Origin of the sequence: Mesorhizobium sp. J8, from assembly GCF_016591715.1 — a bacterium.
GTDB lineage: Bacteria > Pseudomonadota > Alphaproteobacteria > Rhizobiales > Rhizobiaceae > Mesorhizobium.
Map to the genome: position 1 here is coordinate 4,611,617 of NZ_AP024109.1, position 24,958 is coordinate 4,636,574.

25 protein-coding genes are annotated in these 24,958 nt (G+C 65.5%); 6 read left to right on the top strand and 19 right to left on the bottom strand.

Translation table 11 applies throughout. The annotated features are described in order from the left end of the window. Positions 1-4: 4 nt before the first annotated feature. The 5 genes from MJ8_RS22085 to MJ8_RS22105 form a co-directional block, all read right to left on the bottom strand. Positions 5-1,066, bottom strand: coding sequence for an ABC transporter ATP-binding protein (locus tag MJ8_RS22085; protein WP_201410846.1), 1,062 nt, complete (start codon positions 1,064-1,066; stop codon positions 5-7). 3 nt (positions 1,067-1,069) lie between these two features. After that, the gene (locus MJ8_RS22090; RefSeq protein ID WP_201410847.1) at positions 1,070-2,155 is read right to left on the bottom strand and encodes an ABC transporter ATP-binding protein; all 1,086 of its coding nucleotides are present in this window, start codon (positions 2,153-2,155) and stop codon (positions 1,070-1,072) included. Beyond that, positions 2,152-3,108: a carbohydrate ABC transporter permease gene (locus MJ8_RS22095; RefSeq protein ID WP_201410848.1), complete on the bottom strand. Its 957-nt coding sequence runs from the start codon at positions 3,106-3,108 to the stop codon at positions 2,152-2,154. Before MJ8_RS22095 ends, MJ8_RS22090 begins: the two co-directional genes overlap by 4 nt. After that, entirely contained in the window at positions 3,105-3,965 is an 861-nt protein-coding gene (locus tag MJ8_RS22100; protein WP_201410849.1) for a carbohydrate ABC transporter permease, read from the bottom strand. Before MJ8_RS22100 ends, MJ8_RS22095 begins: the two co-directional genes overlap by 4 nt. A gap of 80 nt (positions 3,966-4,045) precedes the next feature. Next, positions 4,046-5,659: an extracellular solute-binding protein gene (locus MJ8_RS22105; RefSeq protein WP_201410850.1), complete on the bottom strand. Its 1,614-nt coding sequence runs from the start codon at positions 5,657-5,659 to the stop codon at positions 4,046-4,048. 351 nt (positions 5,660-6,010) lie between these two features. Between MJ8_RS22105 and MJ8_RS22110 the strand changes: the two genes are divergently transcribed. Next, positions 6,011-7,039 (top strand): LacI family DNA-binding transcriptional regulator, encoded by a 1,029-nt coding sequence (locus tag MJ8_RS22110; protein WP_201410851.1) that lies wholly within the window; start codon positions 6,011-6,013, stop codon positions 7,037-7,039. 33 nt (positions 7,040-7,072) lie between these two features. Here MJ8_RS22110 and MJ8_RS22115 read toward each other — a convergent pair whose 3' ends face one another. The 8 genes from MJ8_RS22115 to MJ8_RS22150 all read right to left on the bottom strand — a co-directional run bounded on the left by MJ8_RS22115 (position 7,073) and on the right by MJ8_RS22150 (position 14,609). Continuing rightward, entirely contained in the window at positions 7,073-8,137 is a 1,065-nt protein-coding gene (locus tag MJ8_RS22115) for an ABC transporter ATP-binding protein (protein ID WP_201410852.1), read from the bottom strand. After that, positions 8,137-8,925, bottom strand: coding sequence for an ABC transporter permease (locus tag MJ8_RS22120; RefSeq protein WP_201410853.1), 789 nt, complete (start codon positions 8,923-8,925; stop codon positions 8,137-8,139). The genes MJ8_RS22115 and MJ8_RS22120 overlap by 1 nt, the downstream gene beginning before the upstream one ends. Further along, positions 8,925-9,794 carry an ABC transporter permease gene (locus MJ8_RS22125; protein ID WP_201410854.1) on the bottom strand — a complete coding sequence of 290 codons (870 nt, stop codon included), beginning with the start codon at positions 9,792-9,794 and terminating at the stop codon, positions 8,925-8,927. Before MJ8_RS22125 ends, MJ8_RS22120 begins: the two co-directional genes overlap by 1 nt. A 28-nt stretch (positions 9,795-9,822) precedes the next feature. After that, positions 9,823-10,902 (bottom strand): ABC transporter substrate-binding protein, encoded by a 1,080-nt coding sequence (locus MJ8_RS22130; protein WP_201410855.1) that lies wholly within the window; start codon positions 10,900-10,902, stop codon positions 9,823-9,825. A gap of 38 nt (positions 10,903-10,940) precedes the next feature. Continuing rightward, complete coding sequence (locus MJ8_RS22135; RefSeq protein WP_201410856.1) at positions 10,941-11,915, bottom strand: PfkB family carbohydrate kinase; 975 nt, start codon at positions 11,913-11,915, stop codon at positions 10,941-10,943. After that, positions 11,912-12,943, bottom strand: coding sequence for an ADP-ribosylglycohydrolase family protein (locus tag MJ8_RS22140; protein WP_201410857.1), 1,032 nt, complete (start codon positions 12,941-12,943; stop codon positions 11,912-11,914). The genes MJ8_RS22135 and MJ8_RS22140 overlap by 4 nt, the downstream gene beginning before the upstream one ends. A 2-nt stretch (positions 12,944-12,945) precedes the next feature. Beyond that, positions 12,946-13,671, bottom strand: coding sequence for a GntR family transcriptional regulator (locus MJ8_RS22145; RefSeq protein WP_201410858.1), 726 nt, complete (start codon positions 13,669-13,671; stop codon positions 12,946-12,948). Positions 13,672-13,838: 167 nt separating this feature from the next. Further along, a complete protein-coding gene (locus MJ8_RS22150) occupies positions 13,839-14,609 on the bottom strand; it encodes an IclR family transcriptional regulator C-terminal domain-containing protein (protein WP_201410859.1) in 771 nt (256 codons plus the stop codon). 102 nt (positions 14,610-14,711) lie between these two features. Between MJ8_RS22150 and MJ8_RS22155 the strand changes: the two genes are divergently transcribed. Genes MJ8_RS22155 through pcaF form a run of 3 tightly spaced genes read left to right on the top strand, consistent with a single transcriptional unit; the run spans position 14,712 to position 17,575 of the window. Continuing rightward, positions 14,712-15,569, top strand: coding sequence for a CoA transferase subunit A (locus MJ8_RS22155; protein ID WP_201410860.1), 858 nt, complete (start codon positions 14,712-14,714; stop codon positions 15,567-15,569). Next, the gene (locus tag MJ8_RS22160; protein WP_201410861.1) at positions 15,566-16,369 is read left to right on the top strand and encodes a CoA-transferase subunit beta; all 804 of its coding nucleotides are present in this window, start codon (positions 15,566-15,568) and stop codon (positions 16,367-16,369) included. The genes MJ8_RS22155 and MJ8_RS22160 overlap by 4 nt, the downstream gene beginning before the upstream one ends. Beyond that, positions 16,370-17,575, top strand: coding sequence for a 3-oxoadipyl-CoA thiolase (gene pcaF / locus MJ8_RS22165; protein WP_201410862.1), 1,206 nt, complete (start codon positions 16,370-16,372; stop codon positions 17,573-17,575). A gap of 9 nt (positions 17,576-17,584) precedes the next feature. Here the strand turns inward: pcaF and pobA are convergent, their stop codons facing one another. From pobA to pcaD, 6 genes are read right to left on the bottom strand one after another with little or no spacing between them, the layout of a single operon-like run. Next, positions 17,585-18,757 carry a 4-hydroxybenzoate 3-monooxygenase gene (gene pobA / locus MJ8_RS22170; RefSeq protein ID WP_201410863.1) on the bottom strand — a complete coding sequence of 391 codons (1,173 nt, stop codon included), beginning with the start codon at positions 18,755-18,757 and terminating at the stop codon, positions 17,585-17,587. Further along, positions 18,757-19,809, bottom strand: a complete 1,053-nt coding sequence (locus MJ8_RS22175; protein WP_201410864.1) for a 3-carboxy-cis,cis-muconate cycloisomerase — start codon at positions 19,807-19,809, stop codon at positions 18,757-18,759. The genes pobA and MJ8_RS22175 overlap by 1 nt, the downstream gene beginning before the upstream one ends. 10 nt (positions 19,810-19,819) lie before the next feature. Continuing rightward, the gene (gene pcaG, locus MJ8_RS22180; protein ID WP_201410865.1) at positions 19,820-20,434 is read right to left on the bottom strand and encodes a protocatechuate 3,4-dioxygenase subunit alpha; all 615 of its coding nucleotides are present in this window, start codon (positions 20,432-20,434) and stop codon (positions 19,820-19,822) included. Next, positions 20,434-21,186, bottom strand: coding sequence for a protocatechuate 3,4-dioxygenase subunit beta (gene pcaH / locus MJ8_RS22185; protein ID WP_201410866.1), 753 nt, complete (start codon positions 21,184-21,186; stop codon positions 20,434-20,436). The genes pcaG and pcaH overlap by 1 nt, the downstream gene beginning before the upstream one ends. After that, positions 21,179-21,577 (bottom strand): 4-carboxymuconolactone decarboxylase, encoded by a 399-nt coding sequence (gene pcaC, locus MJ8_RS22190; RefSeq protein ID WP_140838939.1) that lies wholly within the window; start codon positions 21,575-21,577, stop codon positions 21,179-21,181. Before pcaC ends, pcaH begins: the two co-directional genes overlap by 8 nt. Continuing rightward, positions 21,570-22,382 (bottom strand): 3-oxoadipate enol-lactonase, encoded by an 813-nt coding sequence (gene pcaD, locus MJ8_RS22195; RefSeq protein WP_201410867.1) that lies wholly within the window; start codon positions 22,380-22,382, stop codon positions 21,570-21,572. The genes pcaC and pcaD overlap by 8 nt, the downstream gene beginning before the upstream one ends. A 92-nt stretch (positions 22,383-22,474) precedes the next feature. Here pcaD and pcaQ point away from each other — a divergent pair, with 92 nt between their 5' ends. Next, the gene (gene pcaQ, locus MJ8_RS22200) at positions 22,475-23,392 is read left to right on the top strand and encodes a pca operon transcription factor PcaQ (protein ID WP_201410868.1); all 918 of its coding nucleotides are present in this window, start codon (positions 22,475-22,477) and stop codon (positions 23,390-23,392) included. Positions 23,393-23,573: 181 nt separating this feature from the next. Then, positions 23,574-24,890 (top strand): ABC transporter substrate-binding protein, encoded by a 1,317-nt coding sequence (locus tag MJ8_RS22205; RefSeq protein ID WP_201410869.1) that lies wholly within the window; start codon positions 23,574-23,576, stop codon positions 24,888-24,890. The last annotated feature ends 68 nt before the right edge of the window (positions 24,891-24,958 follow it).

Here is a 24,958-nt window from a genome sequence, read left to right on the forward strand (position 1 = left end):
GCCGTCACAGCGCGCCTCCGTCCTGGCCGAAATAATGCACTTTGGCCGGCTCGCAGGATATCGCCACCATCGCGTCCGGCCTGATGTCGGGCTGCCCGCGCAGCAGTGCCCTGAGCCGCGCCTGCCCGGCTTCCATGGTCACCACTGTGTAGCCGCCGAGCGGCTCGACCTCGAACACCCGTGCCGGGCGGCCGTCCTTCGTGTCGCTGTCTGCCCAGGGCCGGACCTTGATGTCTTCGGGTCTCAGCCCGATCTCGATCGCCTCGGCCGGCGCCTCGGCATCGGCAATACGGATTGTCCCTTCCGCAGCCTCGACGCCATCGGCGCCGCGCACCGAGGGCAGGATGTTCATCATCGGGGAACCGAGCATGCGCGCCACATAGGCGCTGGCCGGCCGGTCGTAGATTTCCGCCGGCGCGCCGATCTGCCGGATGCGGCCGTGCTCCAGGATCGCCATGCGGTCGGCGACCGACATCGCCTCCTCCTGGTCGTGCGTGACATAGATCAGCGTCTTGCCGAGCTCGCGCTGGATGCGCTTCAGCTCGACGCGCGTCTCCTCGCGCAGCCTGGCATCGAGCGCCGAGATCGGATCGTCCATCAGATAGGCCGCCGGATCGCGCACCAAGGCGCGCGCGATTGCCACGCGCTGCCGCTCACCGCCCGAAAGCTGCGCCGGCGGCTTGTGCAGAATGTGGCCAATGTGCAGCTTCGCCGCGACGTCGGCCAGCCGCTTCTCGATCTCGGCTTCCGCGACTTTCCGCTCGACCAGTGGGAAGCGGACATTGTCACGCGCGCTCATATGCGGGAACAGGGCCAGGTTCTGGAATACCATGGCGACGTTGCGCTCCGCCGGCGAGACGCTGTTGACCGGCCTGCCGCCGATCAGGATCTCGCCCTGGTCCGGCACTTCCAGGCCGAGCACCAGACGCAGGATCGTCGACTTGCCGGACAGCGGCGGACCGAAAAAGCAGAAGAACTCGTTGTCATTGACGGTGAAAGAGGCATCGTCCACGGCAAGCGTGTTGCCGTAGCGTTTGGTGACATTGCGAAAGATGATATCGGCCATGGCTCAGCCCGCCTTCACTGCGCGACCGGTGGCGGCATCGAAGACGCGCACCGAGGAGCCCGGCGGCGCGACGACCACTGTCTGCCCGACCGACAGCCCGACATCGTTCTCGAACACCGCCTTCACCGCGCCCTCGCCTTCGCCGAGATGGACGATGGTGCGCGCGCCGATCCGCTCGACGAAGCTCACCGGCATCGACAGCCCGCGCTCGGCAAGCGCCACTTGCTCGGGCCGGAAGCCATAGAGCACATCGCCACGCACCGCGCGCACGACCGAAGCCAGTTCATCCGGCAAGGGCGGTGTGACACCGAGCGGTCCGAGATCGACCACCAGCCCGCGATCGCTCTCAGCCGGCCTGCCCTTCAGCAGGTTCATACCCGGCGCGCCGATGAAGCGCGCGACGAAGACGTTGGCCGGATTGTTGTAGACCTCGAGCGGCGTGCCGACCTGCTGCAACACGCCGTGATCCATCACCGCGATGCGGTCGGCCATGGTCATCGCTTCGAGCTGGTCGTGGGTGACATAGACCATCGTCTGCCTGAACTGGCGCTGCAACTGCTTGAGCTCGGTGCGCATCACCGCGCGGAAGGCGGCGTCAACATTGGACAAAGGCTCGTCGAGCAGGAAGATCGCCGGCTCCATAATCGCCGAGCGGCCGATCGCCACGCGCTGCAGGATGTTGACCGAGAGCCGGTCGGCCTTGCGGTCGAGCAGCGGCGAAAGCTGCAACATCTCGGCGATGGCGCCGACGCGGCGGTCGATCTCGGCCTTGGCGGCGCCGCGCATCTTCGGGCCGTAAGCCAGGTTCTGGCGCACCGTCATATGGGTGAAGATGGCGTAGTTCTGGAACACGAAGCCGACGCCGCGCCGCCCCATCGGGACGCCTGCCATGTCGCGCTCGCCGAACAGGATCCTGCCGCTGCTAGGTTCCTCCATGCCGGCAATCATGTTCATCGTCGTCGACTTGCCGCACCCGGACGGTCCAAGCAGCGCCATGAACTCGCCATCGGCGATTTCGAGGTCCATCGTCTTCAGCGCGGTGAAGTCGCCGAATTTCTTGACCAGATTCTGAAGATGGATGGCGCTCATGCCGGCACCTCCCGGCTCTTCGCCATGCGCTTCATGGCGTAGACCGCGACGATCGAGAGCACGATCAGGATGGCGAGCGCGATGGCCGCCACATAGCCCCAGATCAGGTCCTGCGTGGTGACCTTGTAGATGTAGACGGAGATCGTCTCGGTGGCGACGCCGGGGCCGCCGCCGGTCATGATGTAGAGTGTGTCGAAGATCTTGAAATTCTCGATCACCCTTATTGCCAGCGCGATGATGATGATCGTCTTCATCTTCGGCAGCACGATGGTGGTGAAGCGCTGCAAGGCATTGGCGCCAAGCAGCGTCGCCGCCCTCATCTGGTCCTCCGGCACGCCGACGAGGCCGGCAAGCAGGATCAAGAACATCAGCGGCGTCCACTGCCAGATGTCGGCGATCATGACCGCGATCAGCGCCAGGTTCGGATCCGATAGCCAGGCGATCGCCACCGGCGCGCCGACGATGCGCGACAGGATGTCGTTCACCGGACCGCCCGACTGGAAGAGCATGAAGAACATGTAGCCGGCAACCGCGGGCACGACCATCATCGGCATCAAGAGGATCGAATAGAAGATGCGCTTGCCGGGAAAATCGTCCGCGAACAGCGTTGCCAGCGCGAGGCCCAGCAGGAACTCCGCCGGCACGCAGACCAGCATGACGATTGCCGTGCGCTGCAGCGCGCTCCAGAAGCGTGTGTCGGCCGCGAGGTCGGTGTAGTTGGCGAAGCTGTTCCACATCTCCCAGGCGTTCCACCAACCGATGCCCGAAAGCGGCGACCAGTCGGTGACGCTGATGTAGAGTTGCATCAGAAGCGGAAAGGCCGAGATGAACAGCACCAGGATTTGCGCCGGCAGGGTCAGGCGGAAGCCCAGCCGCGCGCCTTCGTCAGGCGTGACGGACCTTGTCCCCGCGTCCATCTTGTCCTCCGGAATCGTCGCCGTCACCGCGCTCATTGCTTGAGCGCTCCGAAGGTCAGCCCGCGCACCAGATGGCGCTGGATGGCGATGCCCATGATCACCGGCGGCACCGCGGCGATCAGGCCAAGCGCGGCCTTGGCGCCGTAGAGCTGCCCGGTCATCGAGGACGACAGCGACGCCATGTAGACAGGGATCGTCACCCATTCGCGCGTCGTCAGCAGCAGCGCGATCAGATAATCCGACCAGTTGAGGATGAAGACGAAGAGCGCGGCGCTCGCCAGCGGCGCGCGCATCATCGGCAGCGTGATACGAGTGAAGACGCGCAGCCGCGAGCACCCCTCGACAAGTGCTGCCTCCTCGATCTCGCGCGGCATATCGTCGAAGAAGGTCTTCATCAGCCAGAAGGCGAAGGGCAGCGTGACGATGCCGTAGATCAGCGCCAGCCCCCACCATGTGTCGTTGAGATTGAGGAAGGCCCACATGATCATCACGGGGATCATGACGGCCATCGGTGGAAACAGCCTGAGCTGGATCAGCGCCAGCGGCAGGTTCTGGCCCGAGCCGAAGCGCGACAGGCCGTATGCCGCGGCGGTGCCCGCAGACATGGCGATCAGGGTTCCGAACACCGCAGAAAGCAGCGACGACAGGATCGGCTTCACCGCCGTATGGTCGAGCGCGACGATCAGGTCGTTGGTGGAGTGGCCGAACACGAACTGGAAATTGGCGAGCGTCGGCTGCTTCGGCCACCAGGTCAAGTCGGCGCCGGTCGCCGACCATTCGCCGATCGGCTTGAAGGCCATCGACACCATCCACAGGATGGGCACCAGCGTCACCGCCATCGCTGCGAGGATCGCGGCGTAGCGGAATATCTCGAAGGGAATTGAACGCTTCATCTGGCTGCTTTGCTGGTGGCGTTGGGAAGGAGGGGAAGAGCTGACGCCCCTCCCCTCCGGTTCTGATCCAAGGAGACGGATCAGCTGATCGGATCGAGAACCGTGGGCCAGGCCTCCTTGTTGGTCTTGATGGCTTCGAGGAGCTTGTCCTCGCCGATGCGCCGCGCGATCTTCTTCCATTCGCGTTCGGTGTCGGCCATCGCCTGCTCCGGCGTCTTGGCCTTGGTCAGCGAGGCCACGAGGTTCTCGTCGAGCGCGTTGTGGAAGGCCGTGGCGCCGGGATAGTTGATGGTCGGCACCGTGCGCGCCACCGTCTCGCGCACCACGTCCATGTGGTAGGCGTGATAGGTCTGGCGTACGAGCGGATCGGAGAAGTCCGAGAGCCGGAACGGATCGAGATAGCCGCCGGGATTGGCGCTCATCCAGGCATAGATGCGGGCAGAGCCCAGCCACTGCAGCAGAAGGTAGGCGGCCTCCGGATTCTTCGACTGCGACGAGACCATGCCGGTCAGCGAGAACCACAGCACCGAGCGGCTGATCAGCTTGCCGTCGATCTCGCGACCCGGCGGCAGCATCGAGCCGATCTTGCCGGTGACGGCCGAATCCTTGTTGCCGGCATTGTCGAGGAATTTCGGGAGGTTGGAGAAGGCGCAGGTCATCGCGGCGCCCCCCTTGGCGAAATTGCCATACTGCTCAGGCCAGCCCCACGAGATCGCGTCCGGCGAATGGTGCGCCAGGGACTCCACATATTCCTTGGTGGCGGCTATGCCCTGCTCGGAATTGATCAGCGGCTTGCCGTCGTCGCCGAACAGGAACTGGTTGGGCGAGGCCATCGAGACGTAGCGCTGGTACCAGTTGGTGTAGCCCCAGCCCTGGTTGCGCAGGTCGGTCGAGCCGAACAGGCCCTTGTCCGGCCGCTGGAAGAAGGCCGCGACGTCGCTGTGCTGCTTCCACGTCTTCGGCGGCGCGAGGTCGTAGCCGTATTTGTCCTTGAACGCCTTCTGCTCGGCGGCATCGCTGAACAGATCGGTGCGATAGACCCAGGTCTGGAAGTCGCCGTCCAGCGACACGCCATAGGTCGAGCCGCGATACTGGTTGAGCAGCGACACGCCCTTGGCGCCGTTGACGTAACCCTGCTTCGGGTCGTCCCATTCCGGCTTGTGCTTGGCGGCGAAGTCGTCGAGCTTGGCGATGCCGCCGGTCTCGGCGAGATCGCCGAGCCGGTTCCACTCGGTCGAATAGATGTCGTAGGCTCCACCCTTGGTGGAGATGTCCTGCATAGTCTTGGTGAATTCCTGGCCGTTGGGCAGGCCGACGATCTCGATCTGGATGCCGGTTTCCTTTTCCCACAGGTCCTTGATCGACGGCGCGCCGGCCGGGAAAGGCTTGGTCAGCTGGCCGATCGAGCCGTCGGACAGGCCGAGCACGATCTTCGCCGGCGCCTTGCCGGCGGCTTTCAGGGCCTTGGCAGCCTCGACCGCGCGCCCTTCCGGCGTGTCGGCGCCGTATTGATAGCGCTCCGCGCCGTCGAAGCCGGTCGGCCCGCCGATCATGCCGGGTGCCAGCGCATCCGCCGCGAAGGCGCGGCCGGGACGAATGAACTGCGGTGCAATACCGGTCGCGGCGACGAACACCGCGGCCTTTCCTCCGGACGCCAGCAGGCGGCGCCGCGACATGCGGATCAAATGAGACATCGAATTCCTCCCTCGGGGCCTGTTCCTCCATGCCCACGTGAGGGATATTGACGACAGTGCGTGAAGCCTGTCAACATCATAAATACTCAAAACACGTCATAAGATCGCAAATGAGGGAGATAATGCAGTCCACCATACCCGTCACCTCGCGCCCCTTGCTTGGATTTGAGGGATTCCTGCCGCGACCTGGCCAGCTCGGCCGGACCTTCGCCGCGTTATGTACCGCGCCGGCTTGCGCGCAAGCCAAGGGCGGTTACATCATTTCACATCAGAATCGCGGTCGCCGCTGAGGCGTTTTCCGTAACTGAGTGGACGCTGCGTGATTTTGATGCTTGCGATGAGGTGCTCGACGTGCGGTCAACCCTGACAGACATAGCCCGGGAAGCCGGCGTTTCTCCGGCCACGGTCGACCGCGTGCTCAACAACCGGCCGGGCGTGCGCGCCCGCACACGCGAGATCGTCATCGAGATGGCGCAGCGCCTGGGCTACATCGCCGAAACGCCGAACGGCACGCCGCAGCGCGCGGTGCCGGGACAGACGATCAGGCTCGATTTCGCGCTGCCGGCCGGCACCAACTCCTTCATAAAGCTCCTGCACCGGCACATCGAGGCGCAGGCATTGACGCGGCCCGATCTCGACGTGCGCGTGACGACCATCGAAGGCTTCAACCCCGACCGGCTCGCCCGCCTGCTGCAGGACCTGCATGGCCAGACGCAAGGCGTCGGGGTCATCGCGCTCGACCATCCGACGGTGCGAGAGGCGATCCGCTCGCTCTCGGCGAGCGACATCAAGGTCGTCACCATCGCCTCCGACATCCTGCACGTGCCGAGGGTTGCCTATATCGGCATCGACAACCGCGCGGCCGGGCGGCTGGCCGGCTATCTGCTCAACCGCTTCATGGGCGCCGGACATCCAGGCAAGGTCGCGCTGTTCGCCGGCTCGCTCGCCTATCGCGGCCACGAGGAGCGCGAGATGGGGTTCCGCCACATCGTCGCCGAGGAATCTCCCAACCTCGAGATCGTCGAGATGCGTGAAATGCTCGACGACCGCGAGAAGGCCTATTCCGAGGCCTCCGCTTTGCTCGAGCGCCACCCCGACCTCGCCGCGATCTACAATGTCGGCGCCGGCAACACCGGCATCGCCCGCGCGTTGAAGGAGCGCGGACGGGCGAAGGAGATCATCTTCCTCGGCCATGAAGTGACGGACGGCACCAAGGAGCTTTTGCTCGACGGCACGCTCGACGCGGTGATCGACCAGAACCCGCGCGTCGAGGCGAGGGAGGCGCTCAACATCCTGTCGCACTCCGTCAAGGGCTTGCCCTACGAGCTCCACCAGCCGCGGCTGCAGGTGATCTTCCGCGAGAGCATCCCGGAGATTTGAGCCGTTTCGGCCTGGCTTCGAGGATCGACAGCCTCAGGCCGCAATCAGCACCGTGCTGTCCGGCGACCAGGTGAGCACGACAGGCTGACCTTCCGCCAACCTCTCGGCGCCGGTGTTCTGGACGATCACCTTCAGCGTCTGGCCGTCGCGCTCGACGAAATAGGTGCTGTTGTTGCCGGCGAAGATGCGCTTCGAGACCCGGCCTTCGAGCGTGTTGGCATTGGCTGGATCGGGCTTTGCCGCGCCGGTGGAGATCCGGATGCGCTCGGGCCGCACGGCACAGCTCGCCTTGGCGCCGGCCGGCACCGATGCGCCTGTCGAAGCCGCGATCGTCGTGCCGTCCGGCAGCTTGATCCCAGAACCGGTCGCATCGCCGCGAAAGATGTTGGCGTCGCCGAGGAAGGTCGCCGCGAACTCGCTTTGCGGCCGGTCATAGATCTCTTCCGGCGGCCCCTCTTGCACCAGCCTGCCGTCGCGCAGGATGCCGATGCGGTCGCTCATCGTCAGCGCCTCTTCCTGGTCGTGCGTGACGAAGATGGTGGTGATGCCGATCTCGCGCTGGATACGCTTCAGCTCGATCTGCATGTCGACGCGCAGCGCCTTGTCGAGCGCGCCGAGCGGCTCGTCGAGCAGGAGCACGCGCGGCTTGGTGACGATGGCGCGCGCCAGCGCCACGCGCTGGCGCTGGCCGCCGGAGAGCTGGTGCGGCTTGCGGCCGCCGAGCTTGCCCAGCTGCACGAGATCGAGCGCACGCTGCACTTCCGTGGCGATCGTCGCCTTCGGCTCGCCGCGCACCGAGAGCCCGAAAGCGATATTGTCGGCGACGCTCATATTGGGAAAAAGCGCGTAGTTCTGGAACACCATGCCGATGCGCCGCTTCTCGACCGGCACGCGCTCGACGCTCTCACCGCCGATGGCGATGCGGCCGGCATCCGGAAAATCGAAGCCCGCGATTTGTCTCAGCAGCGTGGTCTTCCCGCTGCCCGAAGGTCCGAGCAGCGCGTAGAAGCCGCCATCGGCGAAATCGATCGAGACATCGTCCAGCGCCTTGTGCGCGCCGAAGCTGCGGGAGACGTTCGCGACCTGGACGCCAGCCATTATTTCTCTCCGCCGAATTTGAAGAAGCGCGCCGTGAGCAGCATCAGCGCCATCGACACCACGATGATGATCGTCGAGACCGCGTTGATCTCGGGCGTGAAACCTTTGCGGATCGCGGCATAGATTTCGACCGGCAGCGTCGTCTGGCCGGGCGTCGACAGGAAATACGAAACCACGAACTGGTCGAACGAGACGGCGAAGGCGAACAGTCCGCCGGCGATCACGCCGGGCATGATCCAGGGCAGTGTCACGCGCATGGTCACCTGCCACTGGTTGGCGCCGAGCGAGCGCGCCGCCTCCTCCAGTTCCGGCGCGAAGGTCTGCAGCCGCGCGGAGACGACGACGATCACGTAAGGCAGCGCCAGCGCGACATGGCCAAGCAGGATTGCCACCAGCCCGCGGCCGATGCCGACGCCGAAGAAGAAGATCAGCATCGCCGTGCCGGTGATCAGCCACGGGATGGCGATAGGCGGGAAGAGCAGCGCCTGGAGGAATTTCTTGCCGCGGAACTCGTAGCGGTAGAGCGCGAGCGAAGCCATCGAGCCCAGGCCCGTCGAGATCAACGTGGTGATGATGGCGATCTCGATGCTGTTCCAGGTCGCCGCGATCAGCTGGTCGTTCTGCCAGAGCGAGGCGTACCAGTCCGTCGTCCATTCGAACGGCAATTGGTAGAAGGGCGAGGCGTTGAACGACATCGCCGCCATGATGATGATCGGCAGATAGAGGAAGCCGAGCAAGAGCACGATGTAGAAGCGCCCGAGCCCTTCGAGGATGCGCGTCGTCGCCATTACGCAGCTCTCCGCAGGACGGGTGCGGCCAGCGCCAGGATGATCAGCACCACGGCGAGCAGGATGAAGGACAGCGCCGCGCCCAGCGGCCAATTGAAGACCGCGACGAACTGGTCCTCGATGACGGTGCCGTAGAAGGTGCCGGTGCGGCCGCCGAGGATGCGTGGCTCCATGAAGGAGCCGACCACCGGCACGAAGATCAGCGCGGCACCCGCGATCAGCCCCGGCATCGACAGCGGGATGATCACCCGCCACAGCACCTGCCGCCGCGACGCGCCGAGCGAGCGTCCAGCCTCGATCAGCGAGTCGTCGATCGCCTGCAGCGTAAGGTAGCAGGTTAACACCATGTAGGGCACGTAGGAGTGAACCAGGCCGATGATGACGGCGGGATAGGAGTACATCAGGTCGATGTTGATCTTGAACGGCAGCACGGCGTTGAGCGCCGTGTCGAGGATGCCGCCTTCGCGCAGCACCATCGCCCAGGAGAAGATGCGCACCAGTCCGTTCGACCAGAAAGGCAGGATGACGAGCAGGAAGATCGCCTCGCGGCTGCGCCCCTTGAGCACCTTGGCCAGCACGTAGGCCGCCGGATAGCCGATGACGACGCACCACAGCGTCACCTCGAGGCCGAGACGCAGCGATGAAAGCAGAAGCCGCGAATAGAGGCTTTGCGAAAAGAAGGCCGCGTAATTGCCGACCGTGAAGGCCCATTCCTTTCCGGCCAGCGGCAGGTCGGTCATGAACGAGAAAAAGACCATGGCCGACAGCGGCAGGAAGATCGCCACCGTCAGCCACAGATAGGCGGGGAGGAGAAGCGGCAGGGCCGGCTTCAGCCCGCGGCGCGAACCGATCGCAAGCTGGTCGGCCATTCTGCCTCTCCTCCCCGAAAGACGCCGATTACTTCACGTTGACCTTCAGCTCCTGCCACAGCGCCAGATACTTTTCGCGCTGCTCGTCGGTGATCGGCGCCTGGAACTGGATACGCTTGGCGACATCCGGGCTGCCCATGACCTTGCGGTTGAAAGCATCCTCGGGCAGCGCCTCGACCGCCTTCGTGTTGGCCGAGACCGGTGCGCCGACCTTGGTGACCCATTCGACATAGAATTTCGGGTCGATCATGTAGTTGATGAAGGCCTCGGCGCCGGCGACGTTCTTGGAGCCGACGGGGATCGAGAAGGCGTCGAGCCAGGCGACGGCGCCTTCCTGCGGGATGACCAGCGAGACCGGCAGCTTGAAATGCGTCTTGGCGCGGTCGGCCGAGCCGCTCCAATAGGTGCCGATGTCGATCTGGTTGGAGGCGACCATCTGGTTCCAGTCGTTCTCCGAGCTCCAGAAGGTCTTGATCTGCGGCATCAGCGAGGTGAGCTTCGCCTTGACCGCATCCATATCCTTGATGTCGTTGATGTTCTGCCCTGAAGCGATCGCGCCGAACTGCACCGCCTCGACGGCGTCGTCGCGGATGATGACGCGGCCCTTATGCGCCGGATCCCACATCTCGGCGATGCTCGTCGGCGGCTTGTCGAAGGACTTTTCGTTGATGGCCAGAGCCGTCAGGCCCCACACCCACGGCACGCCATAGACCTTGCCGTCATGGTTGAGCATCGGCGAGCCCGCCTTGTCCTTGGCGATGTCGGCATAGTTGGAAAGCTTCGAGACGTCGATCGGCTGGATCAGCTTGCCGGCCATCGCCTGGTCGTTGAAGGCGGCGTTGATCATGACGACGTCGTAGAGGCCGGGATTGGTGCGGATCTTGGTCAGCATCTCCTGTTCGGAGTTGAAGAAGTCATTGACCACCTTGAAGCCGGTCGCCTTCTCGAAATTGGCCACCGCCCACGGCTCGTCGGCGCCGTAGCCCTTCCAGTTGAGCACATGCACTTCCTCGGCGGCTTGCGCGACCCAAGGGAATGCACAAACCGTGAAGGCGGAGACCAAGACGGCGGTGGCCGTCAGAAAAGCGGTCAGTCGGGGCATACGCATGTTCTTTCCTCTCATTGTTTGCCCGGTTGGCGGGCTTGTTAAGTTGCAGTCGCTTGCGCCCGGCCAGGCACGGTCGTCGCTTCGCCGCGCTCAGCCAGGAACTTTTGGATTTCCGTGTCGGTCGGCGCCGAAGACCCGCCGTGGCGGGTAACCGAAAGCGCTGCGGCCGCATTGGCATAGCGGGCCGCCTCGCAAGGCGACATGCCGTGCGAAAGACCACTGACGAAGGCGCCGATATGCGTGTCGCCGGCTCCGTTCGTATCGACGGCCTCCACTTCGAAACCAGGCACCGCGCGGGTGCCGCCATCGGCCATGCGGACGAGGCAGCCATGCGCACCGGCGCGGATGACTACGCCTTCAGCGCCGGGGCAATGCTCGGCGAGCAACCGGATGGCGACGGTCTGGGCATCGCCGGCGCCTGCTATTTCGGCGGCCTCATTGGTGTTGCAGCTCAGCCACGTCGTGCGGGCCAGCACCCTGTCCAGGATCGGCCGCGGAATGTCGGCGATCACCGGCGTCGGATCGAAGACGAAAGGGACGCCGGCGGGCAGCGCCTCGATCCAGTCGGCAAGCGCATCGCGGCTGCCGGGATAGCTCAGCGTGTACCCCGAGGTGAAAACCCAATCGCCGGGAACGACTTGCACCGGCTTCATCATGTCCGGCGTGAGCCGGCTCTCGGCGCCCGGCCAGGAGACGAAGGTGCGCTCCGCGTCGCCGCTGATCATGGCGACGCAATTGCCGCTGTCCATCAAGGGCGACGGCGGCGTCAGCGTCTCGATGCCTTCGGCCGCGAAAGCGGCGCGCAGGAAGTCTCCGTCCGGCCCGGTGCCGAGCTGGCCACCGAACACAACCTTCATGCCGGTGCGGCTTGCCGCGGCCATCATGTTGAAACCGCCGCCGGCAACCCGCGCGTAGGCTGACGCAGTCTTTTCCGTGCCGGCCGCCGGCACGGCGTCGATGCGGTAGACATAGTCGACCACGGCGCTGCCGACATGGACGAGCCGCCCGCTCATGCGGCGTCCTCCTTGCCAGAACCAGTCTTGGAGCGGCGCGCCGCGACCAGATCGGCCGTCAGCACGCGGACCTCCGCGATGTCGATGCCCTTCAGTTCCGCAACGCGATCCTGCGGTAGCTTCGACAGACCGGCGCAGGCGCCGGCCATGCCGGCGGCGATAGCGCCGATCGTGTCGGTATCGCCGCCGAGATTGGCCGCGATGACGGCAGCCCGCCATGCATCACCTTGGGCGACCTCCAGCACCGCGAACGCGGCCGGCACCGATTCCTGGCTGGCCACGCCGGTGCCGATCAGGTCGACGATCAGCTTGACGGCTTCCTTCTCCGCCTTGCCGCGGACAAGCTCCTGCGCCCAAAGAATGCGCGCAGCGATGTCGCCGCCGGTGACCCAATGGCCGAGCGTAGCGCCAAGCCTTGCCGCCGCGACCGCATGGCCGGAAGCGGCACGCCAATCGCCGCCCGAAATGCCAAGGCTGACCGCGGCGGCAACGGCACTGGCGGAGGCTATTGCGATCGAGGTGTTGTGGGTGGCCCGGCAGGTTTCCGCGACTTTGGCGACCAGGCCATCGAGCGGCTCCGGCGGCATCATGATGCCGACCGGCGCGATGCGCATCGCCGCGCCATTGGTATCGCCGCCGCGCCCGGCCTCCTCGGCCGGAACGCCGCTGTTGATGGCGTCGATGGCGCGCTTGGTCGACGGTCCAAGCAGGTCGTAGCTGCCGCGCGCCTTGACATCGCGCTCCCAGTCGAGCAGCGCGTTGACCCAGCGCGCATGGTCGAAGCGCTCGCCGGACTCGGCCAGGATGCGGCCAAGCAGCAGCGCCTGTTCGGTATCGTCGGTGATCGCGCCGGCGGGCAGCCCTTTTGACACCGGGTGATCGGCGGCAGGTGGAACGAACTCCTCGACATGGCGGTAGAGCTCGGCGATGCGGACCGGCGACAGAAGCTGCGTCGGCATGCCCAGCGCATCGCCCAGCGCCCCGCCGATCAGCGCGCCCATTGCCCTGTCGGTCCCGTCGGCCACCATGCTCAGAACTCCAGATGCAGCGCGAAATGCGCCGGGTTGAGGAGGCTGGTGACGAATTCGATGGCGCGTCCGTCGGCGGCGCGCGTCAGGCGGCGCGTGCGCAGGAAAGGCGTGCCCGGCGCGCAGGCGAGGATCGCGGCGTCTGCCGCGCTCAACATCTCGATGTCGACCCATTCCTCGCCGTGATCGGGCACGAGCCCTGCCCCGCGCAGCGTCTGGTGCAGCGTGCCTTCGCGCAGGCCGCGCAAGGGGATGTCTTCCAATTCTGGCGACAGCGGCAGGCGGCTGCGCTCGATCGAGATGGCGTGGCCGTCATCGGCATTGGTGCGGGCACGGTCGACGGCGATGAAGGACGGGCTCTCGACGGCGAGCCTTGCCGCCAGTTCCGCGTCCTCGATGATCTCGAGCCGCAAGGTGCGGGTCTCGGCATTGGCGCCGGCATTGGCAAGCGCGCGCGACCAGCCGATCGCATCGTCCACCGGCATGCCGTCGAAGGTGACGAAGGAGCCGATGCCGACCTTTGTGGTGATCAGGCCCCGGCTGGAGAGTTCCTCCAGCCCCTTGCGGACCGTGTTGCGGCTGACGGAGAAGCGCTGGACGAGCTCGTTCTCACTCTGCAGGCGGTCGCCGAAGCCGAGCACGCCGGAGCGTATCTCATGCTCCAGAACCGTCGCGATCTGCTCGGGCTTGCCCGTGCCGGGTGAGAGCTGCATCGCGCGACGGGCCATATCGATACCTGTTCAATGAACCTGTATAGTCCTGTTCAATATCGGATTTGAGTTGCAGCGTCAACGTTAGCGCCGTCTCCCCGTCTCTATACAGGAGAAGGTGGCGGCAGCCGGATGAGGGGCAGCGCCTGCCTCGGACAATTGGCAGCGCCGACGACAGCCGCAGATCAGACGAAGAAGAACTCCTCGACGCGCTGCTTGGCCTGCCGCAGCACCGGCAGGATGTCGCGCTCCATCGCTTCGACCGAGAAACGCACCGACTGCGTCGAGACATTGATGGCGGCGACGGTGCCGCCGGAGCGATCGACGATCGGCACCGCGATCGATCGCAGGCCGAGCTCCAGCTCCTCGTCGACGATGGCGAAGCCATCGGCCCGTGCCTTCTCGATGGCCTTGCCGAGCGCGGCGCGGCCGGTGATCGTCTTGGGCGTTCGCCGCTCGATCGTCGCTTGCGCCAGGAAGGTCTGCAACTCGTCCGCCGCAAGGCCGGAAAGCAGCACCCGCCCCATCGACGTGCAATAGGCCGGCAGCCTGGTGCCGACATCGAGCGCCACATTCAGGATGCGCCGCCCGGGGATGCGCGCAACATAGACGACATCCTCGCCCGACAGCACCGCCGCGTTGCAGGCTTCATCGAATTTGCCGGCCACCTCGCGCATGATGGGTGCGGCGAAGGTCCAGAGCGAGGCGCCGCCGAGCCAGGTCCGCGCGACGGTCAAAAGGCGCGGCGACAGCGAGAACAGCCGGCCGGACTGCGTCGCATAGCCCGTGGCGACCAATGTCAGCAGAAAGCGGCGGGCGCCCGCGCGGGTGAGGTCGGCCTCTTCGGCCATTTCGGTCAGCGTCATGCCGGCCGGATGGCGCGCGAGGATCTCCATCACCGTAAGGCCGCGTTCCAGCGAGCCGACGTGGTCGCGCGAAATGGATTCTTCTTCCACGGGCGCCTCCCAGGCCGGCGTTGACTCGATGCAAAGGTTGGAGTTAAAAGTATCTCATATAAAACAGATGTTCGCAATACGAACTTTTCACGGAGCCTGGAGATGGTCAAGTTCCTGCCGCTGACAGAGGCGGTCGCGGAAAACCTGCATGACGGCGACACGGTCGCCTTCGAGGGCTTCACCCATCTGATTCCCACCGCCGCCGCGCATGAGGCGATCCGCCAGGGCTTTCGCGACCTGACGCTGATCCGCATGACGCCCGACCTGATCTACGACCAGATGATCGGCATGGGCATGGCGAGAAAGGTCGTCTTCTCCTATGTCGGCAATCCTGGCGTCGGCCTGCTCAGGCGCGCCCGCGACGCCATCGAGAACGGGTTTCCGCGCGCCGTCGAGGTCGAGGAGCACAGCCATGCCGGCATGGCCAACGCTTATGAGGCGGGCGCGGCCGGCCTGCCTTGCGCGGTGTTCCGCGGCTATCGCGGCGCCGGTCTCGCCTCGGTCAACCCCAACATCAGATCGGTCACCTGCCCGTTCACCGGCGAGGTGCTGGCCGCCGTCCCGGCGATAAGGCCGGACGTCACCTTCATCCATGCGCAGAAGGCGGACCGCAAAGGCAATGTGCTGGTCGAGGGCATCATCGGCATCCAGAAGGAAGCGGTGCTGGCTGCGAAGCGCGCGGTCGTGACGGTCGAGGAAGTGGTCGACAATTTCGACGACCTCCATCCCAACCTCACCGTGCTGCCAAGCTGGACGATCGCGGCGATCTCCATCGTGCCGGGCGGTTCGCATCCCTCCTACACGCATGGCTACTACGAGCGCGACAACGCTGCCTATCTCGAATGGGACGAGATCGCCGCCGACCGCGACCGTTTCCAGGCGTGGATCCAGAAGAACGTCATCGAGAGCAGCGCCGACGACTTTGCCAGCCGCGTCGAGCATCTGAGGAAAGCCGCATGAGCGACGCGAAAAATATGGGCTTCAGCCCGAACGAGATGATGACGATTGCCGCCAGCCGCGCCTTGAAAAGCGACGATGTCTGCTTCGTCGGCATCGGCGCGCCGTCGGCCGCCTGCAACGTCGCGCGGCTGACGCATGCGCCCGACATCACGCTGATCTACGAGAGCGGCACCATCGGCACCGCGCCCGATGTCTTGCCGCTGTCGATCGGCGACGGCGAATTGTGCGAGACGGCGGTCACCACCGTCGCGGTGCCGGAGATGTTTCGCTACTGGCTGCAGGGCGGGCGCATCTCGATCGGCTTCCTGGGCGCCGCTCAGCTCGACAAGTTCGGCAACATCAACACCACCGTCATCGGCGACTATGCACATCCCAAGACCCGCCTGCCCGGCGGCGGCGGCGCGCCGGAGATCGCCACCTCGTCGAAACAGGTCTACATCACCATGGCCCAGTCGAAGCGCGGCATGGTCGAGAAGATCGACTTCTTCACCTCCTTCGGCCATGGCGACGGCGGCGATCATCGCCAGCGGCTTGGCATCGACACCGCCGGGCCGACGCTTTTGATCACCGACCTCGCCATCTGGAAGCCGGACCCCGTGACCAAGGAATTCACCGTGGTGTCGCTGCATCCAGGCGTCACGCGCACGCAGGTGCAGGAGACCTGTGGCTGGGTCGTAAAATTCGCGGAGGCCCTTGACCAGACGCCGGCGCCGACGGAACTCGAGCTGAAGACATTGCGCGACCTGCAGGCCCGCACCAAGGCGGCGCATCAAGGAACCGCGAAAGGGAAAGCTGCCTAGATGACCGAAGCCTTCATCTGCGACTACATTCGCACGCCGATCGGCCGCTTCGGCGGCGCGCTGTCCTCCGTCCGCGCCGACGATCTCGGCGCCATCCCGTTGCGGGCGCTGGTCGAGCGCAACTTGGGCGTCGACTGGGCGGCTGTCGACGACCTCGTCTATGGCTGCGCCAACCAGGCCGGCGAGGACAACCGCAACGTCGCGCGCATGGCGCTGCTGCTGGCCGGCCTGCCGCAGGACATTCCCGGTTCGACCGTCAACCGTCTGTGCGGTTCCGGCATGGATGCCGTCACCATCGCCGCCCGCGCCATCAAGGCCGGCGAGGCGGAGCTGATGGTCGCCGGCGGTGTGGAATCGATGAGCCGGGCGCCCTTCGTCATGCCGAAGGCCGACACCGCCTTCTCGCGCAATGCCGAGATCTACGACACCACCATCGGCTGGCGCTTCGTCAACCCGCTGATGAAGAAACAGTATGGCGTCGATTCCATGCCGGAGACCGGCGAGAACGTCGCCGAGGACTTTTCCGTCAGCAGAGCTGATCAGGACGCCTTCGCCGTGCGCAGCCAGGACAAGGCGGTGGCCGCGCAGGCCAATGGCCGGCTGGCGAAGGAAATCACGCCGGTGACCATCCCGCAGAGAAAGGGCGACGCGATCGTCGTGTCGAAGGACGAACATCCCCGCGCCGGCACCACCATCGAAGCGCTGGCCAAATTGCCGACGCCGTTCCGCCAGGGCGGCACCGTCACCGCCGGCAACGCTTCCGGCGTCAATGATGGCGCGGCCGCCCTCATCGTCGCTTCGGAAGCGGCAGCCAGGAAACATGGCCTGACGCCGATCGCCCGCATCCTCGGCGGTGCGGTCGCCGGCGTCGCGCCGCGCATCATGGGCATCGGTCCGGCGCCCGCCACGAAGAAGCTTTGCGCCCGCCTTGGCCTGACGCCCGAACAGTTCGACGTCATCGAATTGAACGAAGCCTTCGCCTCCCAGGGCATTGCCGTGCTCCGCCAACTCGGAATTTCCGAGAAGGCGGAGCATGTGAACCCCAATGGCGGCGCGATCGCGCTGGGCCACCCGCTCGGCATGTCGGGCGCGCGCATCACCGGCACGGCGGCGCTTGAGCTCAGCGAACGCGGCGGCAAGCTGGCTTTGGCCACCATGTGCATAGGCGTCGGCCAGGGCATCGCGATTGCGCTGGAGCGGGTCTGACCGGTCGGATCAATAAGGAAGACCGACGTAATTTTCGGCGAGAGCGGTCGATGCGGCCTTGGAATGCACGAGGTAATCGAGTTCGGCTTCCTGGATGCGCTGGCCGAATTCGCCGGTCTCGGGAAAGCGGTGCAGGATCGTCGTCATCCACCAGGAGAAGCGCACGGCTTTCCAGACCCGCGCCAGCGCCTTGGCTGAATAAGCGTCGAGCCCGGCTTCGGATTTGTCGCCATAGAATTCGCGAAGACCGGCAAAGAGATAGCGCACGTCGCTGGCTGCAAGGTTGAGGCCCTTCGCGCCGGTCGGCGGCACGATGTGGGCGGCGTCGCCGACCAGGAACATCCTTCCGAAGCGCATCGGCTCGGCGACGAAGGAGCGCAGCGGCGCGATCGACTTCTCGAAGGACGGCCCGGTCGTCACGGCAGCTGCTATCTGCACCGGCAGGCGGCGGCGCAACTCGTCCCAGAAGCGGTCGTCCGACCAGGCCTCGACGCGCTCGTCGGCGGGAACCTGCACATAGTAGCGGCTGCGCTGCGGCGAGCGCATCGAGCAGAGCGCGAAGCCTCGCTCGTGATTGGCATAGACCAGTTCATGGTCGGCCGGCGGCACCTCGGCCAGCACGCCCAGCCAGCCGAACGGATAGTGTCGCTCGAACGTCTTCAAGGCGTTTTCCGGCACCGACCTGCGGCTGACGCCGTGATAGCCGTCGCAGCCGGCAATGAAGTCGCAGTCGATGCGGTGCGTGACGCCGTCCTTCTCATAGGCGACGAAGGGCGACGCGCCGTCGAAATCATGCAGCGCGACGTTCGACGTTTCGAAGACGGTCGGGAGTCCCGCCGCCTCGCGCTTCTGCATCAAATCGAGCGTGACCTCGGTCTGGCCATAGACGGTGACATGCTTGCCGCCGGTGAGCGCGGTCATGTCGATGCGATGCGCGCAGCCGTCGAAGGCGAGCGAAATGCCTTCATGCGGCAGGCCCTGGGCATGGAGCCTCTCCGCCGCGCCCGCTTCGCCGAGCAGGTCGACCGTGCCCTGTTCGAGCACGCCGGCGCGAACGCGGCCGAGCACATGTTCGCGGCTCGACCGCTCGAGGATGATCGTCTCGACCCCGATCCTGGCGAGCAACTGTCCGAGCAGCAGCCCGGACGGTCCGGACCCGATGATGGCGACCTGCGTGCGCATCAATGACCGAGGCTCTCGATCTGCGCGGCCAGCTCGGCGGCAAGCCTGAGCGCGGCCGCGGTCGCCACGACCATTTGCGGCAGGACGAGCCATTCCAGTGTCCACGCGGCGCCCGAACGTTCCTGCTCATGCACCAGCGCCTGGTGCATGCCGGAGAGCTGAACGGCATTGAACCTGGCCAGCGCCACCAGCGTTTCGGCCTTCACCGGATTCTGCTTGTGCGGCATGGCCGACGAACCGCCGCCACCGGACAATTTGATGTCGGAGCCCGTCAGCGACATCAGCGCGACATCCTGCCCGAACTTGGCGAGGCTGCCCGTCACCAGCGACAGCCAGCCGGCGAATTCGGCCAGAGCGTCGCGCTGACTATGCCATTGCGGCGCATCGGCAAGACCAAGCTTCGCGGCAAGCGCGGCGCGGACAGCGGCGGCCTTGTCGCCGAGCTTGTCGAGCGTGCCGGCCGCGCCTCCGAACTGTACCACGACCAGCCGGCCGGCCTGTTCCTTCAAGCGTTGCTGGTTGCGCTCGAGCGGCATCCGCCAGGAAGCGATCCGGTCGGCCGCTGCGATCGATATGGCCGGCTGCATGCGCGTCATCGCCGTCAGCGCCCTGCCTCCGAACTCCTGTTCAAGGCTGACAAGGCGTACGATATTCTCGCTCAGCAGCAGGCCGATATGCTCGACCGCCCGGCGCAGCCTGAGCACCAGCGAGGTGTCAATGACATCCTGGCTGGTGGCGCCGAAATGCACATATGCGTCGTGCGGCGCACCGACGATCGCCCGAATCTGCCGCACCAGTTCCGGCACGACGACCCCGTCCTTGGCCACACCGGCGCGCAGCCTCGCCGTGTCCGGCCGGAACGCGGCCAGCGCTGCCACGATCGCCGTCCCGGCATCACGCGGGATGACACCCAACTCCGCTTCCGCCTCGGCCAGCGCCCGCTCGAAATCGAGCACCGCGTCGATATCGGCTTCGACGGAAAAATGCCTGGCCGCCTCCTCGTCGCCGAGCAGGCCGGAAAGCAGAGGATGATCGAAGGGCGAAACGGTCATGGCGCCACGGTCAACTGTCGAAGAAGACCGTCTCCTTCTCGCCCTGCAAATGGATGTCGAAGACGTAAGCATCGCCCTGGCGCTCGGCGATCAGCGTCGGCACCCGAACGCGATGTTCGATGCGGGCAAGGATCGGGTCCTCGGCATTGGCCTTCTCCTCGTCGGAGAAGTAGAGCCTGGTGCTGAGGCCGATATTGATGCCGCGCGCCACGATCCACAGCGTGATGTGCGGCGCCATCAGCCGGCCGTCGCGAAACGGCACGCGGCCCGGCTTGATCGTCCGGAACAGGCAGACGCCCGTTTCCATGTCGGTCGGCTGCCGGCCCCATCCAGGGAAATTCGGATCGGCGGCGCCGCGCAATTCCGACGGCGAATTGTAGAGCCCGTCGGCGTCCGCCTGCCAGATCTCGATCAGCGCATCCTTGAGCGGCATGCCGGTGCCGTCGAGCACGCGGATGCGCAGCTCGATGCGCTCGCCCTTGGTCTCGCCATTGAGCATCGTCGAGCCAAGGTCGTTCGTATAGACGCCGCCGATACCGCAGAAATTGGGCGTCAGCCCGATATGCACGTAAGGGCCCGCGGTCTGCGAAGGGCTTTCCTTCAACCGGTCGAGCGACTGCGCCATCAATTGCCCTCCGGCCTGTTCTCGAACAACGTCGAGCGGCGCCCGCGCAGCACGATGTCGAACTTGTAGGCGAGCGCATCCATCGGGATGGTCGACTGCATGTCGAGCGCGGCGATCAGCGCCTCGACCGCTTCCCTGTTGGAAATGCCGCCGACGATCGGACAACGCCAGATCAGCGGATCGCCCTCGAAATACATCTGTGTGATCAGTCGCTGCGCGAAGCCGTGGCCGAACACGGAAAAATGGATATGCGCCGGCCGCCAGTCGTTCGGCCCGTTCGGCCACGGATAGGGCCCGGGCCTGACCGTGCGAAAGGCGTAGCTGCCGTCTTCGCCGGTGATCGTGCGGCCGCAGCCGCCGAAATTCGGATCGAGGGGGGCGAGATAGGCGTCCTTCTTGTGACGGTAGCGGCCGCCGGCATTGGCCTGCCAGAATTCGAGCAGCACGCCAGGCACGCCCTTGCCCCGCTCGTCGAGCACGCGTCCATGGACGATGATGCGCTCGCCGAGGGCGCTTTCGCCAGGCCTGGCGAAATTATGGATCAGGTCGTTGTCGAGCTCGCCGAGCATCGCGTGCCCGAAGACCGGTCCGGTCAGTTCTGACAGCGTGTTGTCGAATGCCACCAATGCCCGTTGCGGCGAGCGCAGCACCGAGCTCTTGTAGTTCGGCGTGAAGGCGGCCGGATGCCACTGGCGGTCGCGCTGGAAGAAGGCGCCGGTCTCCGGTGAATGGTTCGAGCCTCGCTCAGCCATGGGCGGCTCCGTCCATCTGCGCGAACACCTCCTTGGCAATCTTGAAGGCGCGGTTGGCTGCCGGCACGCCGGCATAGACCGCGACGTGCAGGAAGGCCTCGCAGATGTCGTCCCGCGTGGCGCCTGTATTGGCGGTGGCGCGCACATGCATGGCCACCTCGTCGTCATGGCCGAGCGCGGCAAGCAGGGCCAGCGTCACGATCGAACGCTCACGCTTCGACCAGCCCGGCCGCGCCCATACCGTTCCCCAGGCGGCCTCGGTGATCAACTGCTGGAACGGCCGGTCGAAATCGGTCGCGGCATCCTCGGCACGGTCGACGTGGGGATCGCCAAGCACGGAGCGGCGGACCTCGAGACCCGTCCGGTAGCGGTTCTTCGTGACATCATCCATGGGCAGACGTTTCCTCAGGCAACGAGGCGGCGAAATCCCGGATCAAGGTGACGAGCGCGTCGGGCTGCTCGATGCAAGGGATGTGCGCGGCATCGCGGATCACCTCGAAGCGCGCGCCGGGGATCAGCTCGGCCAGCGAGCGGACCAGATCCGGCGGAGTCGAGCCGTCCTGGTCGCCGACGACACAAAGCGTCGGCACCGCGATGCGCCGCGCCGCATCGGTGAGGTCGGCGTCGCGCACAGCCATGCATGTGCCGATGTAACCGGGCAGCGCCTGCCTGGTCAGCATGTTGCGGCAGCCGGCCAGATCGGCCGCGCGTGCGGCGTGGAAACCCGGCGTGAACCAGACTTTCATGATTCCGTCGGCGATCACCTCGATGCCGTCGCGCTCCACGGTCGCGATGCGCGCGTTCCAGCTTTCGGCGGTGCCTATTTTGTGCGCTGTGTCGCTGAGGATCAGCGCCTCCACGCGTTTGGGATGGCGGGTATAGAGGCGCTGCGCGATCAGGCCGCCGACCGACAGGCCGCACAGCACGACCTTCCCGAAGCCGAAATGATCGATGAGGCCCATCAGGTCGTCGGCATGGTCGTCGATCGAGCGCACGCCGCCGCCGATATCCGACAACCCATGCCCGCGCTTGTCGTAGACGAGCATCGGCACTTCGCCGGCAAGCCGCGCGACGACGTCGTCCCAGATCCGGAAATCGGTGCCCAGCGAATTGATGAAGATGATCGGACGCGACGTGCCCGTCGCCTCGATGTAGCGGTGATGCAGCGTCACGCCGCCTATGCTGACGAATGGCACGATCTCGATCCTCCAAAGCCACATTGCACCAGCGGTTTGGTTCGGTAAAATGATATTTTGCGGCGTTTCATTAACTCTGAGGTTATCGAACCATGGTCGAAAGCCGGATCCGCTTCCGCCATCTGCAGGCCTTTCTCGAAGTCGCTCGGCAAGGCAGCGTGGCGCGCGCGGCCGACTTCCTGCATGTCAGCGCGCCGGCCGTGACCAAGACCTTGCGTGAGCTGGAAGAAGCGCTCGGCGTCGCCGTGGTCGAGCGTGACGGGCGCGGCATCCGGGTCACGCGTCTCGGCGAGATCTTCCTCGGTCATGCCGGCTCGGCGATCTCGGCGCTGAAGCGCGGCGTCGATTCCGTGCGCCAGGACGGCGCTCTCCATCGCGACCCGATCCGCATCGGCGCGCTGCCGACTGTGTCGGCGCGCGTGATGCCGCTCGCCATGAACCTGTTCCTCGAGGAAAACACCGGCGCCGCGCTCAAGATCGTCACCGGCGAGAACGCCGTGCTGCTCGAACAGTTGCGCGTCGGCGCGCTCGACCTCGTCGTCGGCCGGCTCGCGGCGCCGGAGCACATGACCGGCTTCTTCTTCGAACATCTCTATTCCGAGCAGGTGCTGTTCGTGGTGCGGGCCGGGCATCCCCTGTCGGAACCCGGGGCAGACATCTTCGCGCGGCTCGACGACTTCCCCGTCCTGATGCCGACGCGGGAATCCGTCATACGCCCCTTCGTCGACCGGCTCTTCATCACCAACGGCATGACCGCGCCCGCCACGGAGATCGAAACCGTTTCCGATTCCTTCGGCCGTTCCTTCATGCGCCAGAGCAATGCGGTATGGATCATCTCGGCCGGCGTCGTTGCCAATGAGATCGCCAGCGGCGCTTTCGTCGCACTGCCGGTGGATACGGAGGAGACCAAAGGGCCGGTGGGCTTGACCATGCGCACCGACACCGCGCCCTCGCCCGCCTTCACCATCCTGTTGCAGACGATCCGCGAAGCCGCGCGGCACCACGCCTGACGATCGAGCTAGCAGTCCGAATTTCGCTAACCCAGCGGTTAATAAAACACCGTAAAATATCATTTTACCGAACCAAACCGCTAGTGCAATGTGATCTCCGGAGGATCGAAAGCCGTGCCGTCCGGCCGCAAGCGGAAGACCCGTTTGCCGTCGTGTCGAACGGCGACTGAGGGAGGAGCAGATGTCTCATAATATCGGCAGCAAGCCCGCCATATCGGGCATTTCACGACGCCAGTTCATCGCCACATCGGTGGCCGGCGGCGCAGCCCTTGCGTTCGGCCGCGGCAAGGCTTTCGCGCAGGCCGCCGACACGCTCAAGGTCGGCTTCGTCAGCCCGCGCACCGGCCCGCTCGCCGGCTTTGGCGAAACCGACGGCTATGTGCTTGACCTCGCCCGCAAGGCCCTGGCCAAAGGCATCGAGCTCGGCGGCAAGAAATACAGCGTCGAGATCCTCGACCAGGACACCCAGTCGGATCCGTCGCGCGCCGGCCAGTTGGCAAAAGACCTGATCAACAACCAGGCTATCGACCTGATGCTGGCCGTTTCCACGCCCGAGGTGATCAACCCGGTCGCCGATGCCTGCGAGGCGGCCGGCGTGCCGTGCCTCTCCACCGTCATGCCATGGGAAGCGTGGTATTTCGGCCGCGGCGCCAAGCCGGGCGCGCCCTCGCCTTTCAAATGGACCTATCATTTCGGCTTCGGCGTCGGCGAATTCTTCAAGACCTATATTTCGCAGTGGAACCTGATCGAGACCAACAAGAAGGTCGGCGTCATGTATCCGAACGACGCCGACGGCAATGCCATTCGCGCCAACCTGGCGCCGCTTCTGGCCAAGCAGGGTTTTACGATCGTCGATCCCGGCGCCTATGAGACCGGCACCACCGACTATTCCTCGCAGATCGCGCTGTTCAAGCAGGAAGGCGTCGAGATCTTCAACTCCTTCCCGATCCCGCCGGACTTCGCCGCCTTCTGGCGCCAGGCCGCGCAGCAGGGGCTGACAAGGCAGATCAAGATCGCCCAGGTCGCCAAGACCGGCCTGTTCCCCTCCGACATCGAGGCGCTCGGCGATCTCGGCATGAAGATCTCGAGCGCCGCCTATTGGCACAAGGCCTTCCCCTACACGTCGCCGCTGACCGGCGTCTCCGGCACCGAGCTTGCCGATGGTTACGAGGCGGCGAGCGGCAAGCAGTGGACACAGCAGCTCGGCGCCTCGATGTCGCTGCTCGACGCCGGCTTCGAAGCCCTGAAGGCGAGTTCCAACGCCAAGGACAAGGCAGCGGTCGCCAAGGCACTGAGCGTGCTTAAGACCGAGACCATGATCGGCAAGGTCGACTTCACCAGCGGCCCGGTCGCGAACGTGTCCCCCGGTCCGATCATCGGCACGCAATGGGTCGCCGCCAAGGAAGGCTCGAAATTCCCGCTCGACTATGTCGTGACCGAGAACGCCACGGACCCAAATGTGCCGGTCGGGGCCAAGCTCCAGCCCTACAACGGCTGATTAAGTCGAGGACCGCATCGTGAACGCCACGCCCAACGGTGCCGTCCTCAGCGCCGCCGGCATCCACA